This window comes from Chryseobacterium culicis, assembly GCF_900108365.1.
Taxonomy (GTDB): Bacteria; Bacteroidota; Bacteroidia; order Flavobacteriales; family Weeksellaceae; genus Chryseobacterium; species Chryseobacterium culicis.
On the sequence record NZ_FNWQ01000002.1, the window covers coordinates 1,137,419 to 1,158,069 of the forward strand.

A 20,651-nucleotide genomic window follows, 5' to 3' on the forward strand; every position below is an offset into this window, starting at 1 on the left:
AAATTTAGAAGCCACTTTAAGATAATAAATTTTCGTTAATCTTATGCGTCAGATCAGAAAATCTACTGACCGGATGATCTCAATACTTTCTTAAGGCTATCCGAAAATAACACCAGCCCTCCGGCCATCATGATAATATCTTTCAGGACTAATCTCCCTGCTCCCGATAAATAGGGAAACCCATATTGAGGGGTGGCATAATCCCCGCCCAGATTGGGTACATATACTTCCGGAGTGGTGATCAGAAATGACAGGGTAACCAGTGACATTAAAAAAGTTAAAGCACCTCCTAAAGCTCCCGTTTTAGGAAGCCAGATTCCCGAGAGGGTTAAAAGCCCTATTGCAACAATCATTGCTCCCAGGCCATAGGCAAAGGTATAAGTCCCGTTTTCTTTTTGCCAGCCGATGTTTTTCTGAATAACTTTTCCTTCCGGATTTTTGTACAGCGTGTATTCCGCGACCAGCTTTTTATCTTCGTTACGTACTGTGTGATCAGCATTTTTGTAGAAGAAGCTCATCAGCGGGCTGTTCGCTACGAAAGGGACTATTCCGTCGGCTTCATACTGAAATGCCTTCAAGCCGCCGATCCAGGCCATAACAATGAAAATTGAAATTCTGAGAAAATTAAAAAAGTAAGCATCCAATTGTAAGAGCTGTTGGTAAAGTCTGTTGTTTTTCATGTGATTTATTTTTTTCAAAGGTATTCACATGCCTACAGTGCCAACATAGATATTTAAGGACATTACATGGACATTTTCGCCACTACGGATATCCCAACTTTTTCTCTGTAATTTTTAGGAGAGCAACCAACGGATTTTTTGAAATACCTGCTGAAGTAAAATTCGTCCGCAAATCCAAGTTCAGAAGCAATCTCCTTTACCGATCTGTAGGTTAAATGCAACAGCTTTTTCGCTTCCAGGATAATTCTTTCATTGATAAGCTGAGTAGGTGTTTTGGCAAATTCCTTCTTTACCGCTTTGCTTAATGTATTATTAGCGATGCTCAGTTTATCGCTGTAAAATGACAGTTCTTTTTCTTTTTTAAAATGAGATTCCAGCAGTTTCTGAAATTCAGCTGCATTTTTATTGGGAAGTTTCTCATGAGAAACCACACTGTTTTCAATACTGCTTTTCTGCTTGCTTCCAATGGCCAGAATAAGCTGGATATAAGTTTTGATAATCGATTCCGAGAACGGATGTTTCTCAGATTCTTCTTTTTGAATATGATTAAAGAGCTCCAATATATAGTGGTAGTTCTCTTCCGAAAGCTCAACTCCCGGATTCAGATAAATATTATTGAAGAGAAGTCCGTTGCAGGCAACTTCCTCTTTATGATATTCGATACAATAATAATCTCCATGAAATAAAAGTACATACATATTTTCCTCCGTTTCCGAAACCAGTTTCGCCTTCTGACAGGGAGAAAGAAACAGAATATTATACCCGTTGTAAGAATAATTAATATCATCCACAGAGAAAATACCAGACCCTTTCCAAAGAATCACACTGTAGTTTTCTGTAGTGAATTCTGATGGAAAACCTGAGGTAGGATAAGACTGGATTTTTATTTTCATGATTAGCTATTTTTAAACAAGAATGACGCTAATGATCACAAATAATACTATTTATTTAATGTTCTTTTGAATACACCTTTCTCTTATTATACTTTTGCCTTGAAGCAAAAGTATACAAAAGTTCAAGACGGGAATCATCCGCTAAAAATTTGAATGACTCCTAAAATTTCCAAACTCGCATGGATCATTTGGCTGTTCTTCGGTTCTAAATTTCCTCCATGCTCAGACAACGGAAATTTTTTGACGGATCACATTAAAATTTTTCTTAACGCTCCTGATTCCTAAGTCGATTTCAGATATTTACAACTGTGGGTCGGATGGTAGAATTACAAAAAAGCCGGAAAATTCCGGCTTTATATTATTTGTTATTTTACTATTACAATCCGATAACCGGCATTGATAACATTAAGATATTTTCATTTTCTTCAAGACCGTCAAGTGGTTCAATGATTCCCGGTCTGTTAGGCTGAGACATTTTCATAGTGATATCGTCAGATCCAAGAATTGTCAGCATTTCTGTTAAGAATTTAGAACTGAATCCGATATTGATATCTTCTCCGTTATAATCACAAGGGATCTGCATGTCTGCTTTGTTTGCATATTCAGTATCTTCTGCATGAAGGTGAAGAATATTTCCGGAAAGCTTAAATCTTACCTGATTGGTCGATTTATTAGACATGATCGAAGCTCTTTTGATCGCTCCTAATAACAGATTCCTGTTGATTGTCAATACATTTGGATTTTCTTTTGGGATTACCGCTGTATAATTCGGATATTTCCCGTCAATCAGTCTACAGATCCAGATATGCTTACCAAAAGTAAACTTAGCCATATTCTCATTGAAGTCGATGGTAACGTCTTCATTGGAACTTGCCAGGATATTTTTAAAAATGTTCAGGGGCTTTTTAGGCATGATAAACTCCATTGGTTCAGCATTCATAAGATCTGCTCTTTTGTACACCACCAATCTGTGGGAGTCTGTGGAAACGAAATTGGTTTCATTTTCTCCAAACTGGAAAAGAACGCCTGTCATTACCGGACGAAGGGAGTCGTTACTTGTAGCAAAAAGCGTGTTTGTCAAAGCTTCAGACAATACTCCTGCCGGCATCGTTACGCTTTGCGAAGCATCGAATTCCGGTAACTCCGGATAGTCATCAGCATTATCTAATGCTACTGCGAAATTATCTTTTTCATCTAAAATCTCAAGCTGGCTTCCGGTACCCTCGGCATTGTCTTTTACAACAAATGTCAAAGGCTGTTCACCATAGGTCTTGATAAAATCCTGAAAAATTTTAGCAGGAACAGCAAATTTACCTGTGTCATCAGACTTCACTTCCAGGGAAGTAACAAGAGTTGTCTCGCCGTCAGATGCTGTAATGGTAACATTATTTCCGTCTAATTCAAAAAGATAGTTTTCTAAAATCGGTCTCGATTGAGAGCTTGATATTACGCCACTTACAGTTTGCAAAGCCTTCTGCAGTTCACCACTTGAAATAATAAATTTCATAGATTTATAAAATAAGTTTCTACAAATATAATAAATAGATACAACAAAGAAAAGAATAATATCGAGGAGTTTTTCACAAATATCCTTAATTTGTTTTGAGCCTTGACATTATGCTTTGATTTCTGCAAAGATTCATTTTTTTATCAATTACAAAACCTATATTTGCGAAAAAAGTTTGTAAATCATGCAGAAACCTCCTATCCATAAAAGTTTTCTCAATGCTTTCCGTGGTGTTTTCATGATGATAAAAGCGGAAAGAAATTTCCAGATTGAGCTTCTTGCATTTTTGATCAATCTCTTCTTTATTTTTTACTTCAGATTACATTACAGCGATGCAGCGTTGGTTCTTATGGCTTCCTTTGCCGTTTTAAGTGCGGAAATTTTCAATACTGCTGTTGAAAAGATCTGCGACATTGTACAGCCTGATTTTGATAAAAGAATTGGCTTTATCAAAGATATTGCTGCAGGTGCAGTTGTGCTGACGGTGATTGCAGCGGTAATTGTTGGGATTCTGGTGTATGGGAAATATGTGGTAAGGTTTATGGAGACCGTAAAACTCTTGTTTTTGTAGGATCAGACCACCCCGTCAAAAATTCTTTGAATTTTCGCCACCCCTCCAGAGGAGGGGAATGTCACGTCTTCAGTTCAAAAGTTTTGGAAGGCTAGAAATATTTTATTTTTTATTTTACAGCGATGAAAATATCAACTAATTTTGTCACTTCGTAGGAGTTTCAGTATGTTTAATAAACCAATTATAGTAGATTCCTTGCTTTGCCTGAAATGACAATGAGACCGTTGATATTTTATCTGAGATAGTGAGATTGCTTCGCCTGGCTTGCAATGACTATTTTCCGACATAGATAAACCCTTTCTTTCCGGATTTAAAAACAGTTTCAATTCTTTTGTAATCATCTACTTCATATTCGTCAGCCTGAAGGATTTCTGCTTCTGTTACTTCAAAAAGTACTCCTTCTACCTGATCATCATTATTTCCTGAGAATTTCAGTACAGGATGGTATTTCTGACCGCTTTTACGCAGTACTTCCGGATCTGTAATTTCAAGCATACTTAATTTGTAACCTGATAAAATGTCTTTTTCACCTTGTAAAAGTCTTCCGAAAGTTTCCATTTGAACCTGTTCTTTCTGAAGGGTTCCATAAGAAAATAGTCTAAGCATTATACATATTTTTCAATGATTGGGATTGCAATTTCGGCCATCATTCCATAACCTTTTTCATTGGGATGTACGCCGTCTGCAGATAATAAAACTTCTTTATCTTCTAAAAATGCAGAATAAAAATCAATATATCCCAGTGCATCTTCCGCTGCTATATTTTTCAGAATCTCATTATAGTTCACTACATCTTCATTAACTCTCTTCTTCCCGGAGCTTACCACTACTCCATCTATCTTTTGAGAGAAAGGAAGAATGCTTACAAGATAAATCTCGCTGGAAAACCGTTTTGCCTGTTTAACAGCTTCTTTCATATTATTCCTGAATTTCTCAGGATTTACGATCTGTACTCCATCTTTTACAGCAAGATCATTGGCTCCGTAACTTAAGAAAACAATATTTCCGTCTGCGGAATTTCTTGCATTTAATTCGTGCGGCATTCTTTTCAGTAATCCTTCTGTAGTTTCTCCTCCTATGCCCAGATTGAACAGAATGAGCTCATCTCCATTTCCTTCATGAAATTTCTGCAGGGCATATCTTTTCAGAATATCTACCCAACCGCCGAAAACGCCGTCATATTCTCCGTAAGTAATGCTGTCACCGAAGAACAGCCCGTAAATAATTTTCTTCATTCAGTTTTGTTATTTCCTGTTTTGATTAAGTAAAAGTATTAAGAAAAAATTGTTTAAGGAATATAAAATAGCTGAATTTATGGAAAGTTTTAACGCAAAGTTTTATTATTTTTTTGTACTATTTTTAAGGGAGCTAAGATGAATCAACAAGTTAATTTGATGAAGCGGATATAACCTAAATTATTTGAACCATTAAGGTTTTTTGGATCTTAACTTTCCTTAGAATCTATATTATTCATGGTTAATAATATTTTCTCTTTTTTAACGCATAGGTCTTATTGGCAGCATATTGATCAAAGTAAGCAAAGAAGGAATCACCAGGTTGATTTGATGAAGCTAGCTGGAAATGCCAACACTACAAAATTTCCGCTCATTATACATTACTCCTTACTCATCATTCCAGTCTCAGCGTAATATTTGGATGTGATTCTATAATTTCCACCAGAATTTCAAAAAGTGTCTGTCCTTTTCCATCGGTTAATTCATCTAATTTTTGCTGAATTAATTCTATGTTAAAAGGTTTTCCCTGTCTGATTTTATTTTCGTAGAATTCGCGGGTAGCTTTAAAACCTAAGTCTTCTTTTGACTTCTGTGATTCTTTCCAGATGATCTCAAATTCTTCTTTTCCTTCAATGATTCCAAAACCACCATAAAGAATGTCATTAAATCCATCCAATGTTCCTACTTTCCAGTCTGTATTCTTCATCAGAACGCTGGAAGCTTCTTCGTAGAAACCTCCTAAAGACGAAAAATGACCGCCATGAATGACGATCACTTTTCTTGTATTGTTATTTGAAGTATTCAACACCGTTTTTGAATATGTTGTGATAATTCGCGGTTGGTATATTCTTCATGAGACCTTCAGCAAATCGTTCCGGGTGTCCCATTCTTCCATAGATCTTTCCACATGGGCTGGTAATTCCTTCGATTCCGAATAATGAGTTATTCGGGTTGAATGGCATTCCGTGGGCAATGTTTCCATCAAGATCAATGTATTGAGTGGCAATCTGTCCGTTTTCATATAATTTCCTGATTTCATCTTCTGAAGCCATGAAACGTCCTTCACCGTGGGAAATCGGAATAGTGAAAGTCTGTCCTTTCATTCCTTTTAACCAAGGGCTTTCGTCATTTACTACCTGCACTGTTACCATTTGGGAGATGTGTCTTCTGATGGCGTTGTGAGCTAATGTTGGAGAATTCTCATCCAGATCTTTGATTCTTCCGTAAGGTAAAAGTCCCGATTTCACCAGCGCCTGGAATCCGTTGCAGATTCCGATAATCATTCCGTCTCTGTCTAATAATTCGTGAACTGCATTTTTCATTTTCTCGTTTTTCAGAACGTTTACAATGAACTTTGCAGAACCATCCGGCTCATCACCTGCAGAGAAACCTCCTGAGAATGCCAGGATCTGAGATGTTCTGATCTCTTCCACCCATGCATCAATGCTTTCATCGAGTAACTGGTGATTGATATTGATTAAAGGCAAGCTGCTTACTACAGCACCTTCTTTCTGGAATGCATTCAGCGTGTCATATTCACAGTTGGTTCCCGGGAATACCGGAGCAAATACTTTCGGCTGTGCGATTCCGTGTTTTTTAATGACGATATTTCTTGGGTTGACCGAGTTATGTTTTGCATCAATTTCAACCGTGATCTTTTCTTTTTCTACAGTCGGGAAAAGATTTTCAAATGTATTAGTATTGGCCGCTACAAGGTCTGTAATGTCTGATTCAATACCGTTAATTTTTAAGGTTCCAGAGTCTTTTACTTCTCCGATCAACTGAAGGGCAGCTGTGCTTAATTCTTCTTTCGCCTCGATAACTAAGCTTCCGATATTTTTCGCTAATAATACATTTTCATCAGCATTGATCTCTGCTCCTAATCTGTTTCCGAAGCTCATTTTTGCTAACGCTACTGCAAGACCTCCTTCTTTCACTGTTTTCACAGACACAATTTTTCCTGCTTTGATGTTTTCAAAAATGAATTCAAAAACTTCTTTTAGAGCATTATAGTTTGGAAGTCCGCTTTCCTGAGCGGTATGATTGAAGAAATATAATCTGTTTCCGGCGCTTTTCAATTCAGGAGAAATGATATTTTCTTTGTCTCCGTTAGCACATGCAAAAGAAATTAGGGTTGGAGGGACGTTCAGATCCTGATACGTTCCGCTCATAGAATCTTTCCCACCGATGGCTGCAAGACCCAAATTGATCTGAGCGTCGTAAGCCCCTAAAAGTGAAGCCAAAGGTTTTCCCCATTTTTCAGGGTTCTGTCCCAATTTTTCGAAATATTCCTGAAAGCTCAGTCTGATATTTTTATAATCACCTCCCATTGCTACAATTTTCGCAACGCTCTCTACTACGGCATACGATGATCCTAATAGTGAGTTTTGTTTTGAAATTTCAGCATCGAATCCCCAGCTTGCCAGAGAAACTGTTTTAATATCTTTTGCTCCTAAAACTGGCAGGGTCTGCACACTTCCTTCCATCAGGGTCTGCTGATATTTTCCTCCTAAAGGCATTGCAACCGTAGTCGCACCGATTGAAGAGTCAAACATTTCAAGCAATCCTTTCTGGGAAGCTACATTTTTATCTTTTAAGATGTTCAGGAAGTTTTCTTCTGTGAACGCTTTTGTTTCTTCTTTTACTTCTTCAAGGTGAGTGATTTTCACTTCCTGAGATTTTGAACATCCGTTGGTATCTAAGAAAGCTCTTGAAAGGTCAACAATTTTATCTCCTTTCCAGAACATCTGCATTCTTCCTGAATCTGTCACTTTTGCTACTTCCACAGCAACAATGTTTTCAGCTTCACAGAATCTGATGAATTTTTCTTTATCCTGAGGATCTACTACCACCGCCATTCTTTCCTGCGATTCAGAAATAGCCAGCTCGGTTCCGTTTAATCCTTCATATTTTAATGGTAATACATCAAGGTTTACTTCCAAAGAGTCTGCAATTTCACCAATGGCTACAGAAACTCCGCCTGCTCCGAAGTCATTTGATTTTTTGATCAGCTTCGTTACTTCAGGATTTCTGAACAGTCTCTGAATTTTACGTTCTTCTACGGCATTTCCTTTCTGAACTTCAGAGCTCATGGTGTGGATAGAGGTTTCGTCCTGTTCTTTTGAGCTTCCGCTTGCTCCTCCTACTCCGTCCCGGCCTGTTGCTCCCCCTAAGATAATGATTGAATCACCGTTTTCCGGTTTCTCACGTCTTACCCAATCTACAGGAACAGCTCCGGTAACGAAACCAACCTCCATTCTTTTGGCTTTATAGCCTTCATCATAGATTTCAGAAACCATCGTAGTGGCAAGACCAATCTGGTTACCGTAAGATGAATATCCGTTGGCAGCCTGCTTTGTAATGGTTTTCTGGGGTAATTTGCCTGGTAATGTTTTGTCAACAGATTCCAAAACGTCTGCAGCACCCGTTAATCTCATCGCCTGAAAAACGAAAGATCTTCCGGATAATGGGTCTCTGATAGCTCCTCCCAAACAAGTGGATGCTCCTCCAAAAGGTTCAATTTCTGTTGGGTGGTTGTGCGTTTCGTTTTTGAATAATAAATACCAGGGTTCTTTTTTACCGTCGTATTCTGCTTCGATCTGGATGGTACAGGCATTGATTTCATCAGAAATAACAAGGTTATCCAGATTGCCTGTTTTGTGGAAATATTTTCCGCACACTGTAGCCAGATCCATTAATGAAATGGGCTTCAGCTCACGGCCTAAGAATTTTCTTTTTTCGATATAATCATTGAAAATCGTTTCCAATGTGTGTTTGAACTGACCTTCAAACTGAATGTCTGACAACTGTGTTTCGAAAGTGGTGTGGCGGCAGTGGTCACTCCAATAGGTGTCTAATACTTTTAGTTCTGTTTCCGTAGGATTTCTTTCTTCAGTTTTGAAATATTCCTGAATGAATTTCAGGTCATCCAAACCTAATGCAAAACCATGATTGTTGTAAAAACTTTCAAGTTCTGTATCATTAAAATTGATAAAATTTTCGTGGATGATTACTTTTGACGGTGTTTCTTCAGCTGGAATATCCAGAATTGACAGGTCTTTTTCCTGAGATTCCACTTTGTTGATCAGAAGGTCTTTGATTTTCACCAAATCTGTTTCGGAAACTCCTTCAAATTCAATTAATTTCCCACTTCTTACTTTTGACTTTTCATTTTCAGTCAGCAACGCGATACACTGCTGCGCAGAATCTGCTCTCTGATCATACTGGCCTGGTAAAAATTCCATTCCGAAATGAATAGTTTTTGCAGGGTTTTCTGTATGCAAAATATCAGTAACAGGGTCTACGAAAGTATTGTTTACTACTTTTTCAAATTCTCCGTCATTCAGGTTAAAAATATCGTACACATTGTATACTTTTACACTTTGAACTGCCGGAACCACCGCTTTTACTTCATCAAAAATTTTTGGACTTTCAACATCGAAAATTCCTCTTTTTTCTACGAAAATTCTTTTGTTATTAGACATTAGATGTCAGATTTTTAATATTAGATTTATTTTTCTTTTTACTTTATTGAACTTAAAGTTTCATTCTTTAAATCCTGATGTTTTGGAAATTTACTTCCTATCTTTATTCTGTACAAATTTAAAGGAATAAGTTCTATCTTCTTTACTATTGAACAATGAAATTTCCAATTTTATCTTATTTGTTTATAAACTTATTGGGGTTATCCGGATGCTCTTTCTGAAAGTCTTCTGCATTTTTTATTTCTTCCTGAAGCCACTGTTCAAAAGGAATCTTCTTTTCATTAAAATCCTCAATGGCATAAAATGTTTTGCCATCTTCTGAAACCAGGAACTTGAAGCGGTAAAGCATATCCAAATCTTTCTTTCTGTCATTATAAGTATTCACCTGATAATACGGAAAATTTTCTTTTGGCCTCTCTACGATTTCAAAAAACAGATTCTTTTCCTTTTCAGATAATTTTTCATAAAAATTTACATAATAAAGATCTGAAAGTTTTTTCTTCTGCTTTTGAAAAAACTGAAGGATATTTTTCTCTTTTTCATTATATTGAAATGGGTTAGGATAATATTTCCCGTTTATTTCAACATCCTCTTTATTAGGTTTTGCGAGTGGCTGAACAGTCTGCCCTTTGACATCCATCACTCCCCATTTTCCTCCTACAATGGATCTGTGCTCGTCATTTGTTTTTTCCCAGTCGCAGCCATCACAAAATGCGGCATAACCGTAATTGAAGGGGAATGCAAAATCATGCTCAGCTTCAATGACAATTTTTCCATTTCGGTCTGCAAATCCTACTTTACCATTTTTAACCAGTCTTCTTAAACCTTCGGAGAAGTAATCTGCTCCATTGTCATAAAGGAAAGGCTGGTACAGAAATTTTCCATTTTTGTCATACACATATCCCCATGCATTTTTCTCTGTTTTTTCACCTTCTTTACTGCCATCAAAAAGAATGGTTGCTCCTTCTACCGGATCTCCATCTTTAAGGTATGAGAAGACTTTGAATTCTGCAGGAACAATTATTTTTCCGGCTTTATCTTTTACTCCAACTAAAGAATCTTTGGATTTAAAATAATGCAGCTCCTCCTTACTCTGAGAAAAAGAAATAATTGGAATCAATAAAGCGGTTACCAGTAGTTTTTTCATATAATGGAGCGGGAAATAAAATATGCAGCCGAAAAGACTGCATATTGTTTTATACTTTAAGATCAGCTTCCAATCCTATTAAGTCTTTGTTTTGGTCTATAATCGGCTGTACTTCATTTTTGATGAATTCCTCCGTCTGAATAGGTGCAAAACCAATAAAGTTCTTAGGATCTAAAACTTCTTTCAGTTTTGATTTGTCTAATTTTAAAGAATCATCGTTTAAGATTCTTTCGATAAGATCGTTTTCTTTTCCTTCTTCTTTCACTTTCTTGGAAGCTTCCATAGAATGAACTCTGATTACTTCGTGAATTTCCTGACGGTCACCACCAGCTTTCACTTCTTCCATGATGATATATTCTGTAGCCATGAAAGGAAGCTCTTCCATTATATGTTTGTTGATTCTGTTTGGATAAACAACGATTCCGTTCATAATGTTATTCCAGATTAATAGAATAGCATCAACAGCTAAAAACGCCTGAGGAATGGTTAATCTTTTGTTTGCAGAGTCATCCAACGTTCTTTCAAACCATTGTGTGGAAGCTACCATTGCGGAACTTGTTGTAAGAGACATTACATATTTTGCCAATGCTCCGATTCTTTCACTTCTCATCGGGTTACGCTTGTAGGCCATTGCCGACGAACCAATCTGGTTTTTCTCGAATGGCTCTTCAATTTCCTTAAGGTTTTGAAGTAAACGCAAATCGTTTGTGAATTTGTGTGCAGATTGTGCAATATTTCCTAATAAAGCCACAACTTTTGCATCAATTTTTCTATCATAAGTCTGTCCGGAAACTCCGAACACTTTTTCGAAACCGAATCTTTTTGAAAGTTCCTTATCTAAGTGTTTTACTTTAGAATAATCTCCGTTGAAAAGCTCAAGGAAGCTGGCAGCAGTTCCTGTAGTTCCTTTTACTCCTCTGAAACGAAGGGTTTCAAGGAAGAAATCCAATTCTTCGATGTCAAGAACCAGACTCTGTAACCAAAGTGTTGCTCTTTTTCCTACGGTTGTCAACTGAGCCGGCTGGAAGTGGGTGAATCCTAAAGTTGGAAGGTCTTTATACTGAATTGCAAAATCCGAAAGATTTTTCATCACGTTTACCAACTTTTTCTTTAATATTAAAAGTCCGTCACGGATTTGAATTAAATCTGTATTGTCTCCTACAAAAGCTGAAGTTGCTCCAAGGTGGATAATCCCTTTTGCCGAAGGCGCCACATCACCATATGCGTGAACGTGAGCCATTACGTCATGACGGAATTTTTTCTCGTACTCTGCTGCTTTTACATAATCAATATTTTCAGCATTTGCTTTTAATTCTGCAATCTGCTCGTCTGTGATATCAAGACCAAGGTCTTTTTCAATCTCAGCAAGAGCTATCCAAAGCTTTCTCCAATTCTGGAATTTGTTATTGTGTGAGAAGTTAAATAACATTTCTTCACTGGAGTAGCGTTCTTCCAATGGATTTTTGTAGGAATTCATTCGTTCTTTTACTTTTTAGATGCACAAAAATACGGATTTTCAGTGAGAGATGAAAATCCTGTTCTGATGATTTTTCAACTATATTTTGATGATTTTTATAGTTTCATTTATACTTTTACCTTGAAGCAAAAGTATACAAAAGTTCAAGACGGGAATCATCCGCTAAAAATTTGATTGGAATCCTAAAATTTCCAAACCCGCATGGATCATCCGGTTCTGCTTCGGTTCTGAACAAGTCCCATGCTCAGACAGTGGAAATTCTTTAACGGATTCCATGCAAATTTTCTTAACGCTGCTAATTCCTAGGTCAATTGGTGAGAGCACATAAAAAAGCTGTCCATTTCTGAGACAGCCTGTTTTTACTATTTTTTAATTGGTTAATCGATAATAAGTCCGCATGGTGATCCAATAGGGATACATTTTCTTTCCAGTGAGCACCAGAAGTACCCTGCAAGACACATTGGGATCCCTCCCTGAACTTTTTTCAATTCTCTTTTTGAAAGTTTTCTTAGGTTTTTCATAGTTCTATTTTTTTGATTTTTCTCCTACTCTGTATGCTTTTCGGATTACGCTTTAATTTGGTAGTACTAATATACAGATTTTTGGAATACAAAAAAAAACATAACCCGTTCATTTTATACAATTTACAAAGACAATTGTTTATTAACTTTTGATGATCATTATATATATCAATAGAGCTTCTTAAGACAAAATAAATCAAAACCTCCGCTGTTGCGGAGGTTTCGTTATTTGTGGACACGAGCGAGACGCTCGCGCAAGCGGGGTTAAATGATAGAAGGTAATATTAATTTTAAAGAATTAATATAATCATCGTCAAAATAAATTGCCCGTATTTCTTTATATAGGAATGTCTCTAACTCTAACCAAGTAGCATTGGGGCTAAATAGATGAATTTTAACTGAATGTTCTCTGATAATATTAATTTTACCTATGTAAGCTTTATGATGATCTTTTAGTTCTATTTTAATAATTTCTATTTTAGATCGTAAATCTAATAATAGATTCACATTATTATTAATGTCTAACTTCACATTTTTTTCAGAAATTATTCCTTTTAACTTTAGTATATTCTCTGTGAATATGTCATCATCTGTCATTTCAATATTTGCTATATATCTTCGATTTATTAAAACAAAACCATCTACTATATAGTCAACAGGAATATATTTTAAATAGCACCAATCATCAGATAAATTAATTAATACACCTTGAAAATATGTTTTATTTCTTAAAGTAATTGAAACAACTCTATTTATAAACTCTCTCATATTAATGATTATAATTATTTTCTTTTTTTCGAATCCTGTGTTCTATATCTCCGAGAATCCGCTTTTTCACCTCCTTTATCTTTTGAATTTCGAGACCTCCCTTTTTCATGCACATTCTTTGATGAACCTCTTGCATTACTTGTATGCTCTGCACCACCTCCATATTCCGAATCAGAAGAAGACTTATTTTTTTTTGCCTGCATTCTTTCCGTTTTTCTAGGTTTTTTATTTCCATCTTCATTCTGTTCTTTTGGAACATCCTATCCGTTAACATCTTTATCAGATTCAGCATCAGAGTTCAGTGTCTGAGGAGAATGCATCATGGGATCAATCTGTATTCCTTGAAGAGTTGGAAGAGGTCTGCTAAAAAGATCATCAATAACAATCTTTGTAGCAACTGCTAAGAAGAGGAACAATCCTATACCTTCTGAAGCAGTATATGTTGCTGCTGCTAATACAGGTTTATATTGTGAACCACTAACCGCAATATCATCAAGATCTGTAAATTTTAATCCGTTATCTAAAAGTTGTACAGTAGCTCCATCTATCCTGTAACTTCCTGTTTTTCCTACATATGTCCAACCATCAGGTGTATTTCCTGGACCTGTAACATTTGGATCCCATTTATAGCCACCATTCCCATCTTTAATCCAGTCTAGCATCTCTCCACTTTCTCCTGTTGGGTCTGTAAACATTATTGGATTATTCCAAACATAACTATAAGCTTCATGAGTATATTGACTTCTTGGATCTACTGTTCCAAAACGCCCTGTATCCGGCATATAGAATCTAGCTCCATAATCATACATTCCTGTTTCCTGAAGCTCCTTACCATTGTACTTGTAGTTATATGCCGGATTTCCCGACAAAACATTATATCCTTCATGCTTCAATCCAAAAGGATAATAATTACTCTCTTCAATAATCTCTGTTCCTGCTCCACTTTTAGCATAGCTTAGCCTAACATTTCCAAGATGATCGGTGTAATTGTACACTTATTCCCTTCTGAGGTTGGGAAGAATTTCAATGTAGAGTTTTCATATTGGAAACCATCCAGATAATCTGTAGTTTTTGTGTCAAAGACCTTTTTCATTTTTACTCCATCCTGCTCTGTAAATATTATCGGTTACTTTGGAGTTTTGGGTAATTTTTCCTAGTAAATTTAGATAATTATATTAGATATAAAATAATTAATAGAACCTTATTTATAAACAACCCTTGACATATTTGCAAGGGTTTTTATTTATTGGTAGGTTTATTTATAAGCTCAAAGTCTAGAGACTTTGCGCAGCGGGGGAATATTTGGTTATATTATTTTACTAGTATCCAAATCGCTTATCAAATGTATAGTGTCTTCAATTTTGATTTGTATCAAAAGATCTAAAATATCCGAAGGTAAATCACTTATTTCTAAGGGTTTTATCGGAGTAGCAACCAAATGATACTGATTATCTATGAAATCATTTAAGTAAGTCTTATCAAAAGAATAGAGACCTCTTTGAGTAAAATAAATAAAGTCTCTTAAATATCTTTCATCAACGCCACTTCCAAATATCTTAGTTAATAAATCTTCTAATGAAGGATTAACTATAGCATCAGATGTTTTGGATAACCCTCTAAAATATGATACTAATTTTTCATTGTTTACTGATGAATTGGCAACCGTTTCAGGCAGTTTCCCTCCACCAGATGCAACAAAACCAATATATTTACCATCTGTAAAAAACCAATCGATGTCTAATGCTTGTTGCTCTATTTCTGTACACATAAAAAAAAATATTTATTTTCCAAAAGTTGCTTTGCAATTACCACACATTTGAACAACTTTTCCTGTTCTAGGTCGTATTGCATTTGTAAAATTAATTTGCGATGAAAAGGCCTGTGGATTTTTTAGTAGCAATTCATTCCCAACATGAAATTCTGCACAACATGCTACTGATGTTTTATTGATATTTCTTGTTCCAGCCCCACCTAGCATTTCCACTACATCTTGTAATTTTGGTGCAATTTCAGTCGGAGCGTCGGCACTAATTCCAATCACTGTTTGTCCATTTAGTTCTGCTCCCACCACTGCCGATGGTGCACTTCCAGAAGCATAAATATCAGATGCTGTCTTTTCAACTCGTGAGCTCAATCTCCTGATCCTATTATCAGTTCGAGTCTTATATTTCCAAGATGATCCGTATAGTTGTACACATATTTTCCAGTCTCAACATTAAAATATCCTTCTGCAGTTGTGAAGAATTTCAATATAGAGTTTTCATACTGGAAACCATCCAGATAATCGGTTGTTTCTGTACCGAAAATCTTTTTTACTTTTACTCCATCTGCTCTGTAAATATAATACTTTGGAGTTTTGGGTAATTTTTCCTGGTAAATTTAGATAATTATACTGGATAGAAAATAATTAATAGAACCTTCTTTATAAACAACCCCTGCAAATATGCAAGAGTTGTGGTTTATTCTATTTATTGGCTCGAGCGAGACGCTCACACCAGCGGGGGCTATTGTCAAACTCATATTTTTATTTAAACAATATCATTAAATTTTCAGGCAATTTTTTGTTATTTACAAAATCATTTAATGTATCTATGTCTAAATTTATTGGAAATGAAAGTTCTTTTAAAGGTGTCCATATTTGTTCATCAATTTTGTAATTCTTAACTAATTGTATAAATCTTTTATTGGCTTGTACTTCAATATCAAATACATTTTGGTTTCCAAGCATATCATATCCCCCTAGATAACTAGACTCTAAAGGATTATATTTATTTTTTAAATTATCAAGAATAATATTATCATTAATTTTAAGAAAAGAAAAATCTATGGCAACGAAATAACAATAATCTATGAATTTAAGATTATTACTTTCGTTTAATTCATGATTCGAAATCCCCAAATTTATATAGGGAATCAATAAATTTTCACCATTTAATAAAACTTTACCAAAATATGCATCTGAAGTGTGAATCTCATCTATATTTTCATTGTGTATTAAATTTTCAAACATATTTATCTTATTTTTTTAAGAATGATTTGATTAATCTTACCATTAATAGGTGTTCCATTTGATCTTAAATATCCATTATTAACAACATCTTCCGTTTTACTTAAAACTTTATATGCACTTAAGCCATCCGCTTTTCCATTCCAAATAGAATTAAAAAATTTATTTGACATCGTACCTCTAACTGTAATTCGACCACCATTTGCTAAAGATGAATGAACATCATTTAAGAATGCAGCTTGTGGATTATTCGCTACAATATTATCTACCGAACCTTTAGAGAAATATTTTCCAAAATTTCTTACATAATCTTTAATTCCTTTTTCAGCAGCTGTATCAAAATTTATATAATTCTTTAATTTAGAATACTTTCCCCCATTAAATCTACATTTATTTCAAATGCACCTACGTGACCTGTACCCATTCCAGAACCTATCAGTCCATGTTCAGCACCCCATCTAATACCTCCTCCTACATTACTGCGCATATAACCTGTCATTTGGCCTCTGAGATCATCCATTCTTGCCTGTCCTTCTGCGTCCAAACAAAAGCATTTCTTGTATGGGTATCAAACCAACCAGATAAGGGACCTCTAATATTTTCCTGAACCCAATTGGCAGTTCTCATTCTGAATCTGCTCAACTTGTTACCTGGTGGGTTATCATCATCACCATTCATGAACTGATCAAAGTTAAGCTGTGTAAAATAATTACCTGAAGTTTCAGAACTTGTAGACATTGTTGCTACATATGCACTATAGGCAAATCCTGCATCGCCACCTGTTGCCATCATTCCTCCGTTTACACTTACAACATCATTCCCATCCGGATCAATAACCATAACAGGATTGTTTACAGCATAATTATAAGGGCTGTGTCTTCTGTATTTCTCAGACATGGCATCCATTACATCCCATCTTCCAAGATCCGGCATATACATCCTTGCTCCGTAATCATACATGCCATTCTCCTGGAGTTCCTTACCGTTATATTTATAGTTATAGGCTAGATTTCCTAACAAAGTATTATATACTTCATGTTTCAATCCAAAAGGATAATAATTACTTTCTTCAATGATCTCTGCTCCTGCTCCATTTTTAGTGTAGCTTAATCTGACATTTCCTAAATGATCAGTATAGTTATACACATACTTTCCGGTTTCAACATTAAAATATCCTTCTGCTGTTGGGAAGAACTTTAATACCGAATCTGTATACTGGAAACCATCCAGATAATCTGTAGTTTTTGTTTCAAAGACCTTTTTTACTTTTACACCGTCTGTTCTGTAAATATAATCAGTTACTTTAGCATTTTGGGTAACTTTTTTAGGTAAATTTAGATAAGTATATTGGATAGAAAATAATTAATAGAACCTTCTTTGTAAACAACCCTTGCCATATTTGCAAGGGTTGTTATTTATTGGTAAGTTTATTTTATAAGCTCAAAGTCTGGAGACTTTGCACAGCGGGGATTATCTTCTTAATCTTTTCTTTTTAATATAACCCAAATAAAGATATAGGACTATAGAAATTAGAATTACAATTACTATTGCAAGATATGTTTGAAAAGGAATTTTGTGACTGCTTGCTAATGCCATTAATAAAAAAAAGACAAAAATTAAAAAAGAAATAATACAAATGGCTCGCAATATGTTTAGTATAATTTTCATTTATTGATATTTTACTGTTCCTTGAAACCCACTTTTTAATAAAGCTTGAACGAACTGCTTAAACTGGTCTTTAGATATACCACGAAAATCTAGAGTTTCTCCTTTTTTAAAATCTACTTTTTTTCCTCTAATAACGTCTACAACTATAAGAGCAGATTTAGTAAGAAGTCCTGCCTCTTGTACTGAGCCATACATATCATTAGCTATTTCTTTGGCTGATGAAATATTAATTCCTAAATGATCGTGTGTCTTTACTCCTTTATGCGCTATTGCATCTTGTAGAGCATGTAGACCTTGTCCTAAATTTCCAATTTTTGAATCATCAGATGAATTTGCATAGGTAAATATATTATCCCATCCAAAACTCAATCCTCTTGACATTGCTTGATATTCAGTCATACCATCCTCAGCCTCTTGGTCACTCATCATGGAATGCCATTTACTATTAGATTCGTCTTGAGATTTACTTGTTATATCATAATTTATTCCCATACCCGATCTATAAGCAGTAGGATTTCCATTTTTAAAATGAAGAGCCCCGTCCCAAAATTGCACATTTTTAGTAGGATGATCCGCATATGTACTTGAGTAATGAGCAACTAAATCGGCTCTACTTTTCGAATATCCTAATCTCAACATTTGTTTATATGTTATATCATAATGAACAGATACTGCATAATCTCCGTTTTTCTCAATAAATAAAATTGGATTGTTTGAAGCATAGCTATAGACCGAACCAAGTGGAAACTTTTCACTAAATCTATCTAATAATCCAAATTTTCCTAAATCCGGCATATAAAATCTCGCTCCATAATCATACATACCACTTTCCTGAAGCTCCTTACAATTATACTTGTATTTATATGCAGAATTCCCTAATAAAATATTATATCCCTCATGCTTCAATCCAAAAGGATAGTAATTACTTTCTTCAATGATCTCTGTTCCCGCTCCACTTTTAGCATAACTTAACCTAACATTTCCAAGATGGTCCGTATAATTGTACACATACTTACCGGTTTCAACATTAAAATATCCTTCTGAAGTTGGGAAGAATTTCAATGTAGAGTTTTCATACTGAAAACCATCCAGATAATCTGTAGTTTTTGTGTCAAAGATCTTTTTTACTTTTACTCCATCTGCTCTGTAAATATAATCCGTTACTTTGGAGTTTCGGGTAAATTTAGATAATTATATTGGATAAAATAATTAATAGAACCTTCTTTATAAACAACCCTTGTCCTATTTGCAAGGGTTGCTATTTATTGGTAAGTTTATTTATAAACTCAAAGTCTGGAGACTTTGCGCAGCGGGTGAATTACAAATCTTCTTTCTACTCTCCATTTTTTATTTTGTTTATAAAAGGAAAGTTTTCACTATATTCTACTAAAACTGTATCACCGATTTTATAACTATCATCATAACTGGGATTAGAGTACTTCTTATCTTCGACAGAAAACTCATAATAGTAATTAAATGCTCCTGTTATAAAACCCCTTCTTTGGGATTCTTTTTCATCTATAATCAACCCTTTAGTCTGCTTTAAAGGAATAATTCCCATTAAAGGTCTGTATATCAAAACATTTCTATTAAGAAAAATGATAAATAGTAATATTAGAATTAAAAAAAAATTTTTCTTATTCATTTGTTATATCTTTTACTTTATCTACTTTATTTTTTGTTGCTGCATTAGTAGAATTTTCAACAGTTTTATTGCTAAAATTTTTAACCCCATTACTTAGCTGTTTGGAAACCGATTTTATATCAAGCTTTTTTGATATAATATTTGATTTTCTAGAGCTAAGTCCTGTTATTTTTTGAACAAAACTTTTAGCTTTAGCGTTACTATTCAAATTAACCTTATTAGCCAATTTATCTATTTTTTCTAATTTTGCAGTTTTAGCTAATCCTCCAACTTTCTTAGTAATACCTCCAGCAGCTGCATCTATAAGCGTATTTTTAGCGACATTCCGAAAATTTGTCTCCACTTTAGCACCTTTTGTTGTATTTATTTCTACAGTATTTTTTGCTATCATTACTGTTGTCTTTACTGCCGCTTTTCTAAGAGCACTCCCCCCCTGTGTTAATGCTCCTTCAGCAGCGGATAAAGCAATTGATGAAAGCGAAATATTATCTGTCCATTTATTTTTGACTTCAGGATCGAGATAGTTAGCAGCTACCTGCAATCCATATTCTGTAGCGGCTCCAACTAGTGCTCCAACAATACATGTAGGACATCTTCCATCAGGATCATCAAATTTAATTGGATTATTATATCCATAGCTGAAGGGATTAAGATTATCTGGATTAAAAATACCTCCTCCATTTCCAAGTGTAGTCTCTATTGTACGGTTTACTTCATCTTCATCATCTTCATCAATTTCGCTAGGGTTAAATGTAAAATCATGATCTTTTATTAATGGATCAGTTTGCATCCAACGACCTATATCTGGCATGTATTGCCTCCAACCATAATCATACATTCCACTTTCCTGAAGCTCCTTACCATTATACTTGTATTTATATGCAGAATTCCCTAATAAAACATTATATCCCTCATGCTTCAATCCAAAAGGATAATAATTACTCTCTTCAATAATCTCTGTTCCTGCACCGTTCTTAGCATAACTTAATCTGATGTTTCCTAAATGATCAATATAGTTATAAACATACTTTCCGGTTTCAACATTAAA

22 protein-coding genes and 1 pseudogene are annotated in these 20,651 nt (G+C 35.0%); 1 reads left to right on the plus strand and 22 read right to left on the minus strand.

Annotated elements, in window-relative coordinates; translation table 11 throughout:
• Positions 1–62: 62 nt before the first annotated feature.
• The 3 genes from BLW74_RS11590 to dnaN form a co-directional block, all read right to left on the minus strand.
• Positions 63–680: a DUF417 family protein gene (locus tag BLW74_RS11590; RefSeq protein ID WP_089692551.1), complete on the minus strand. Its 618-nt coding sequence runs from the start codon at positions 678–680 to the stop codon at positions 63–65.
• Between the two features lie 62 nt (positions 681–742).
• The gene (locus tag BLW74_RS11595) at positions 743–1,573 is read right to left on the minus strand and encodes an AraC family transcriptional regulator (protein WP_089692552.1); all 831 of its coding nucleotides are present in this window, start codon (positions 1,571–1,573) and stop codon (positions 743–745) included.
• A 376-nt stretch (positions 1,574–1,949) separates the two neighbouring features.
• Positions 1,950–3,080 carry a DNA polymerase III subunit beta gene (gene dnaN, locus BLW74_RS11600; RefSeq protein ID WP_034699704.1) on the minus strand — a complete coding sequence of 377 codons (1,131 nt, stop codon included), beginning with the start codon at positions 3,078–3,080 and terminating at the stop codon, positions 1,950–1,952.
• A gap of 184 nt (positions 3,081–3,264) precedes the next feature.
• On the opposite strand from dnaN, the gene BLW74_RS11605 reads away from it, so the two are divergent.
• Positions 3,265–3,651: a diacylglycerol kinase family protein gene (locus tag BLW74_RS11605; RefSeq protein ID WP_089692553.1), complete on the plus strand. Its 387-nt coding sequence runs from the start codon at positions 3,265–3,267 to the stop codon at positions 3,649–3,651.
• A 273-nt stretch (positions 3,652–3,924) separates the two neighbouring features.
• Here BLW74_RS11605 and BLW74_RS11610 read toward each other — a convergent pair whose 3' ends face one another.
• From BLW74_RS11610 to BLW74_RS11685, 19 genes and pseudogenes are all read right to left on the minus strand, one after another.
• The gene (locus BLW74_RS11610) at positions 3,925–4,257 is read right to left on the minus strand and encodes a gamma-glutamylcyclotransferase family protein (protein WP_089692554.1); all 333 of its coding nucleotides are present in this window, start codon (positions 4,255–4,257) and stop codon (positions 3,925–3,927) included.
• Positions 4,257–4,886, minus strand: coding sequence for an SGNH/GDSL hydrolase family protein (locus tag BLW74_RS11615; protein WP_089692555.1), 630 nt, complete (start codon positions 4,884–4,886; stop codon positions 4,257–4,259). The genes BLW74_RS11610 and BLW74_RS11615 overlap by 1 nt, the downstream gene beginning before the upstream one ends.
• A 394-nt stretch (positions 4,887–5,280) precedes the next feature.
• Positions 5,281–5,694 (minus strand): barstar family protein, encoded by a 414-nt coding sequence (locus BLW74_RS11620; RefSeq protein ID WP_089692556.1) that lies wholly within the window; start codon positions 5,692–5,694, stop codon positions 5,281–5,283.
• Positions 5,675–9,370, minus strand: coding sequence for a phosphoribosylformylglycinamidine synthase (locus BLW74_RS11625; RefSeq protein WP_089692557.1), 3,696 nt, complete (start codon positions 9,368–9,370; stop codon positions 5,675–5,677). Before BLW74_RS11625 ends, BLW74_RS11620 begins: the two co-directional genes overlap by 20 nt.
• A gap of 175 nt (positions 9,371–9,545) precedes the next feature.
• Positions 9,546–10,517: a WG repeat-containing protein gene (locus BLW74_RS11630; RefSeq protein ID WP_089692558.1), complete on the minus strand. Its 972-nt coding sequence runs from the start codon at positions 10,515–10,517 to the stop codon at positions 9,546–9,548.
• A gap of 49 nt (positions 10,518–10,566) precedes the next feature.
• Positions 10,567–11,994, minus strand: a complete 1,428-nt coding sequence (purB, locus tag BLW74_RS11635) for an adenylosuccinate lyase (RefSeq protein ID WP_076597264.1) — start codon at positions 11,992–11,994, stop codon at positions 10,567–10,569.
• Between the two features lie 377 nt (positions 11,995–12,371).
• Positions 12,372–12,515, minus strand: a complete 144-nt coding sequence (locus tag BLW74_RS22440) for a bacteriocin-like protein (protein WP_167358414.1) — start codon at positions 12,513–12,515, stop codon at positions 12,372–12,374.
• Between the two features lie 264 nt (positions 12,516–12,779).
• Entirely contained in the window at positions 12,780–13,283 is a 504-nt protein-coding gene (locus BLW74_RS11640; protein ID WP_089692559.1) for a hypothetical protein, read from the minus strand.
• Position 13,284: 1 nt separating this feature from the next.
• On the minus strand, positions 13,285–13,524 hold the full coding sequence (locus tag BLW74_RS11645; RefSeq protein WP_139265731.1) for a hypothetical protein: 240 nt from the start codon (positions 13,522–13,524) through the stop codon (positions 13,285–13,287).
• 19 nt (positions 13,525–13,543) lie between these two features.
• Positions 13,544–14,278 (minus strand): RHS repeat-associated core domain-containing protein, encoded by a 735-nt coding sequence (locus BLW74_RS22865; protein WP_394331227.1) that lies wholly within the window; start codon positions 14,276–14,278, stop codon positions 13,544–13,546.
• A gap of 311 nt (positions 14,279–14,589) precedes the next feature.
• Positions 14,590–15,051, minus strand: coding sequence for a hypothetical protein (locus tag BLW74_RS11655; RefSeq protein WP_089692561.1), 462 nt, complete (start codon positions 15,049–15,051; stop codon positions 14,590–14,592).
• Between the two features lie 12 nt (positions 15,052–15,063).
• Positions 15,064–15,417, minus strand: coding sequence for a hypothetical protein (locus BLW74_RS11660; RefSeq protein WP_089692562.1), 354 nt, complete (start codon positions 15,415–15,417; stop codon positions 15,064–15,066).
• A 390-nt stretch (positions 15,418–15,807) separates the two neighbouring features.
• Positions 15,808–16,293 (minus strand): hypothetical protein, encoded by a 486-nt coding sequence (locus BLW74_RS11665; protein ID WP_089692563.1) that lies wholly within the window; start codon positions 16,291–16,293, stop codon positions 15,808–15,810.
• A 2-nt stretch (positions 16,294–16,295) separates the two neighbouring features.
• A complete protein-coding gene (locus tag BLW74_RS22445; protein ID WP_002984669.1) occupies positions 16,296–16,463 on the minus strand; it encodes a hypothetical protein in 168 nt (55 codons plus the stop codon).
• Between the two features lie 182 nt (positions 16,464–16,645).
• On the minus strand, positions 16,646–16,777 hold the full coding sequence (locus tag BLW74_RS22795; protein WP_262487320.1) for a hypothetical protein: 132 nt from the start codon (positions 16,775–16,777) through the stop codon (positions 16,646–16,648).
• Positions 16,778–17,109: 332 nt separating this feature from the next.
• Positions 17,110–17,646: pseudogene (locus BLW74_RS22870) on the minus strand (RHS repeat-associated core domain-containing protein); the annotation flags it as partial.
• 312 nt (positions 17,647–17,958) lie between these two features.
• Entirely contained in the window at positions 17,959–19,020 is a 1,062-nt protein-coding gene (locus BLW74_RS22825) for an RHS repeat domain-containing protein (protein WP_317041034.1), read from the minus strand.
• 271 nt (positions 19,021–19,291) lie between these two features.
• On the minus strand, positions 19,292–19,603 hold the full coding sequence (locus tag BLW74_RS11680) for a hypothetical protein (protein WP_139265733.1): 312 nt from the start codon (positions 19,601–19,603) through the stop codon (positions 19,292–19,294).
• On the minus strand, positions 19,596–20,651 hold a 1,056-nt coding region (locus BLW74_RS11685), incomplete at its 5' end, for an RHS repeat domain-containing protein (RefSeq protein WP_139265734.1). The genes BLW74_RS11680 and BLW74_RS11685, both read right to left, overlap by 8 nt.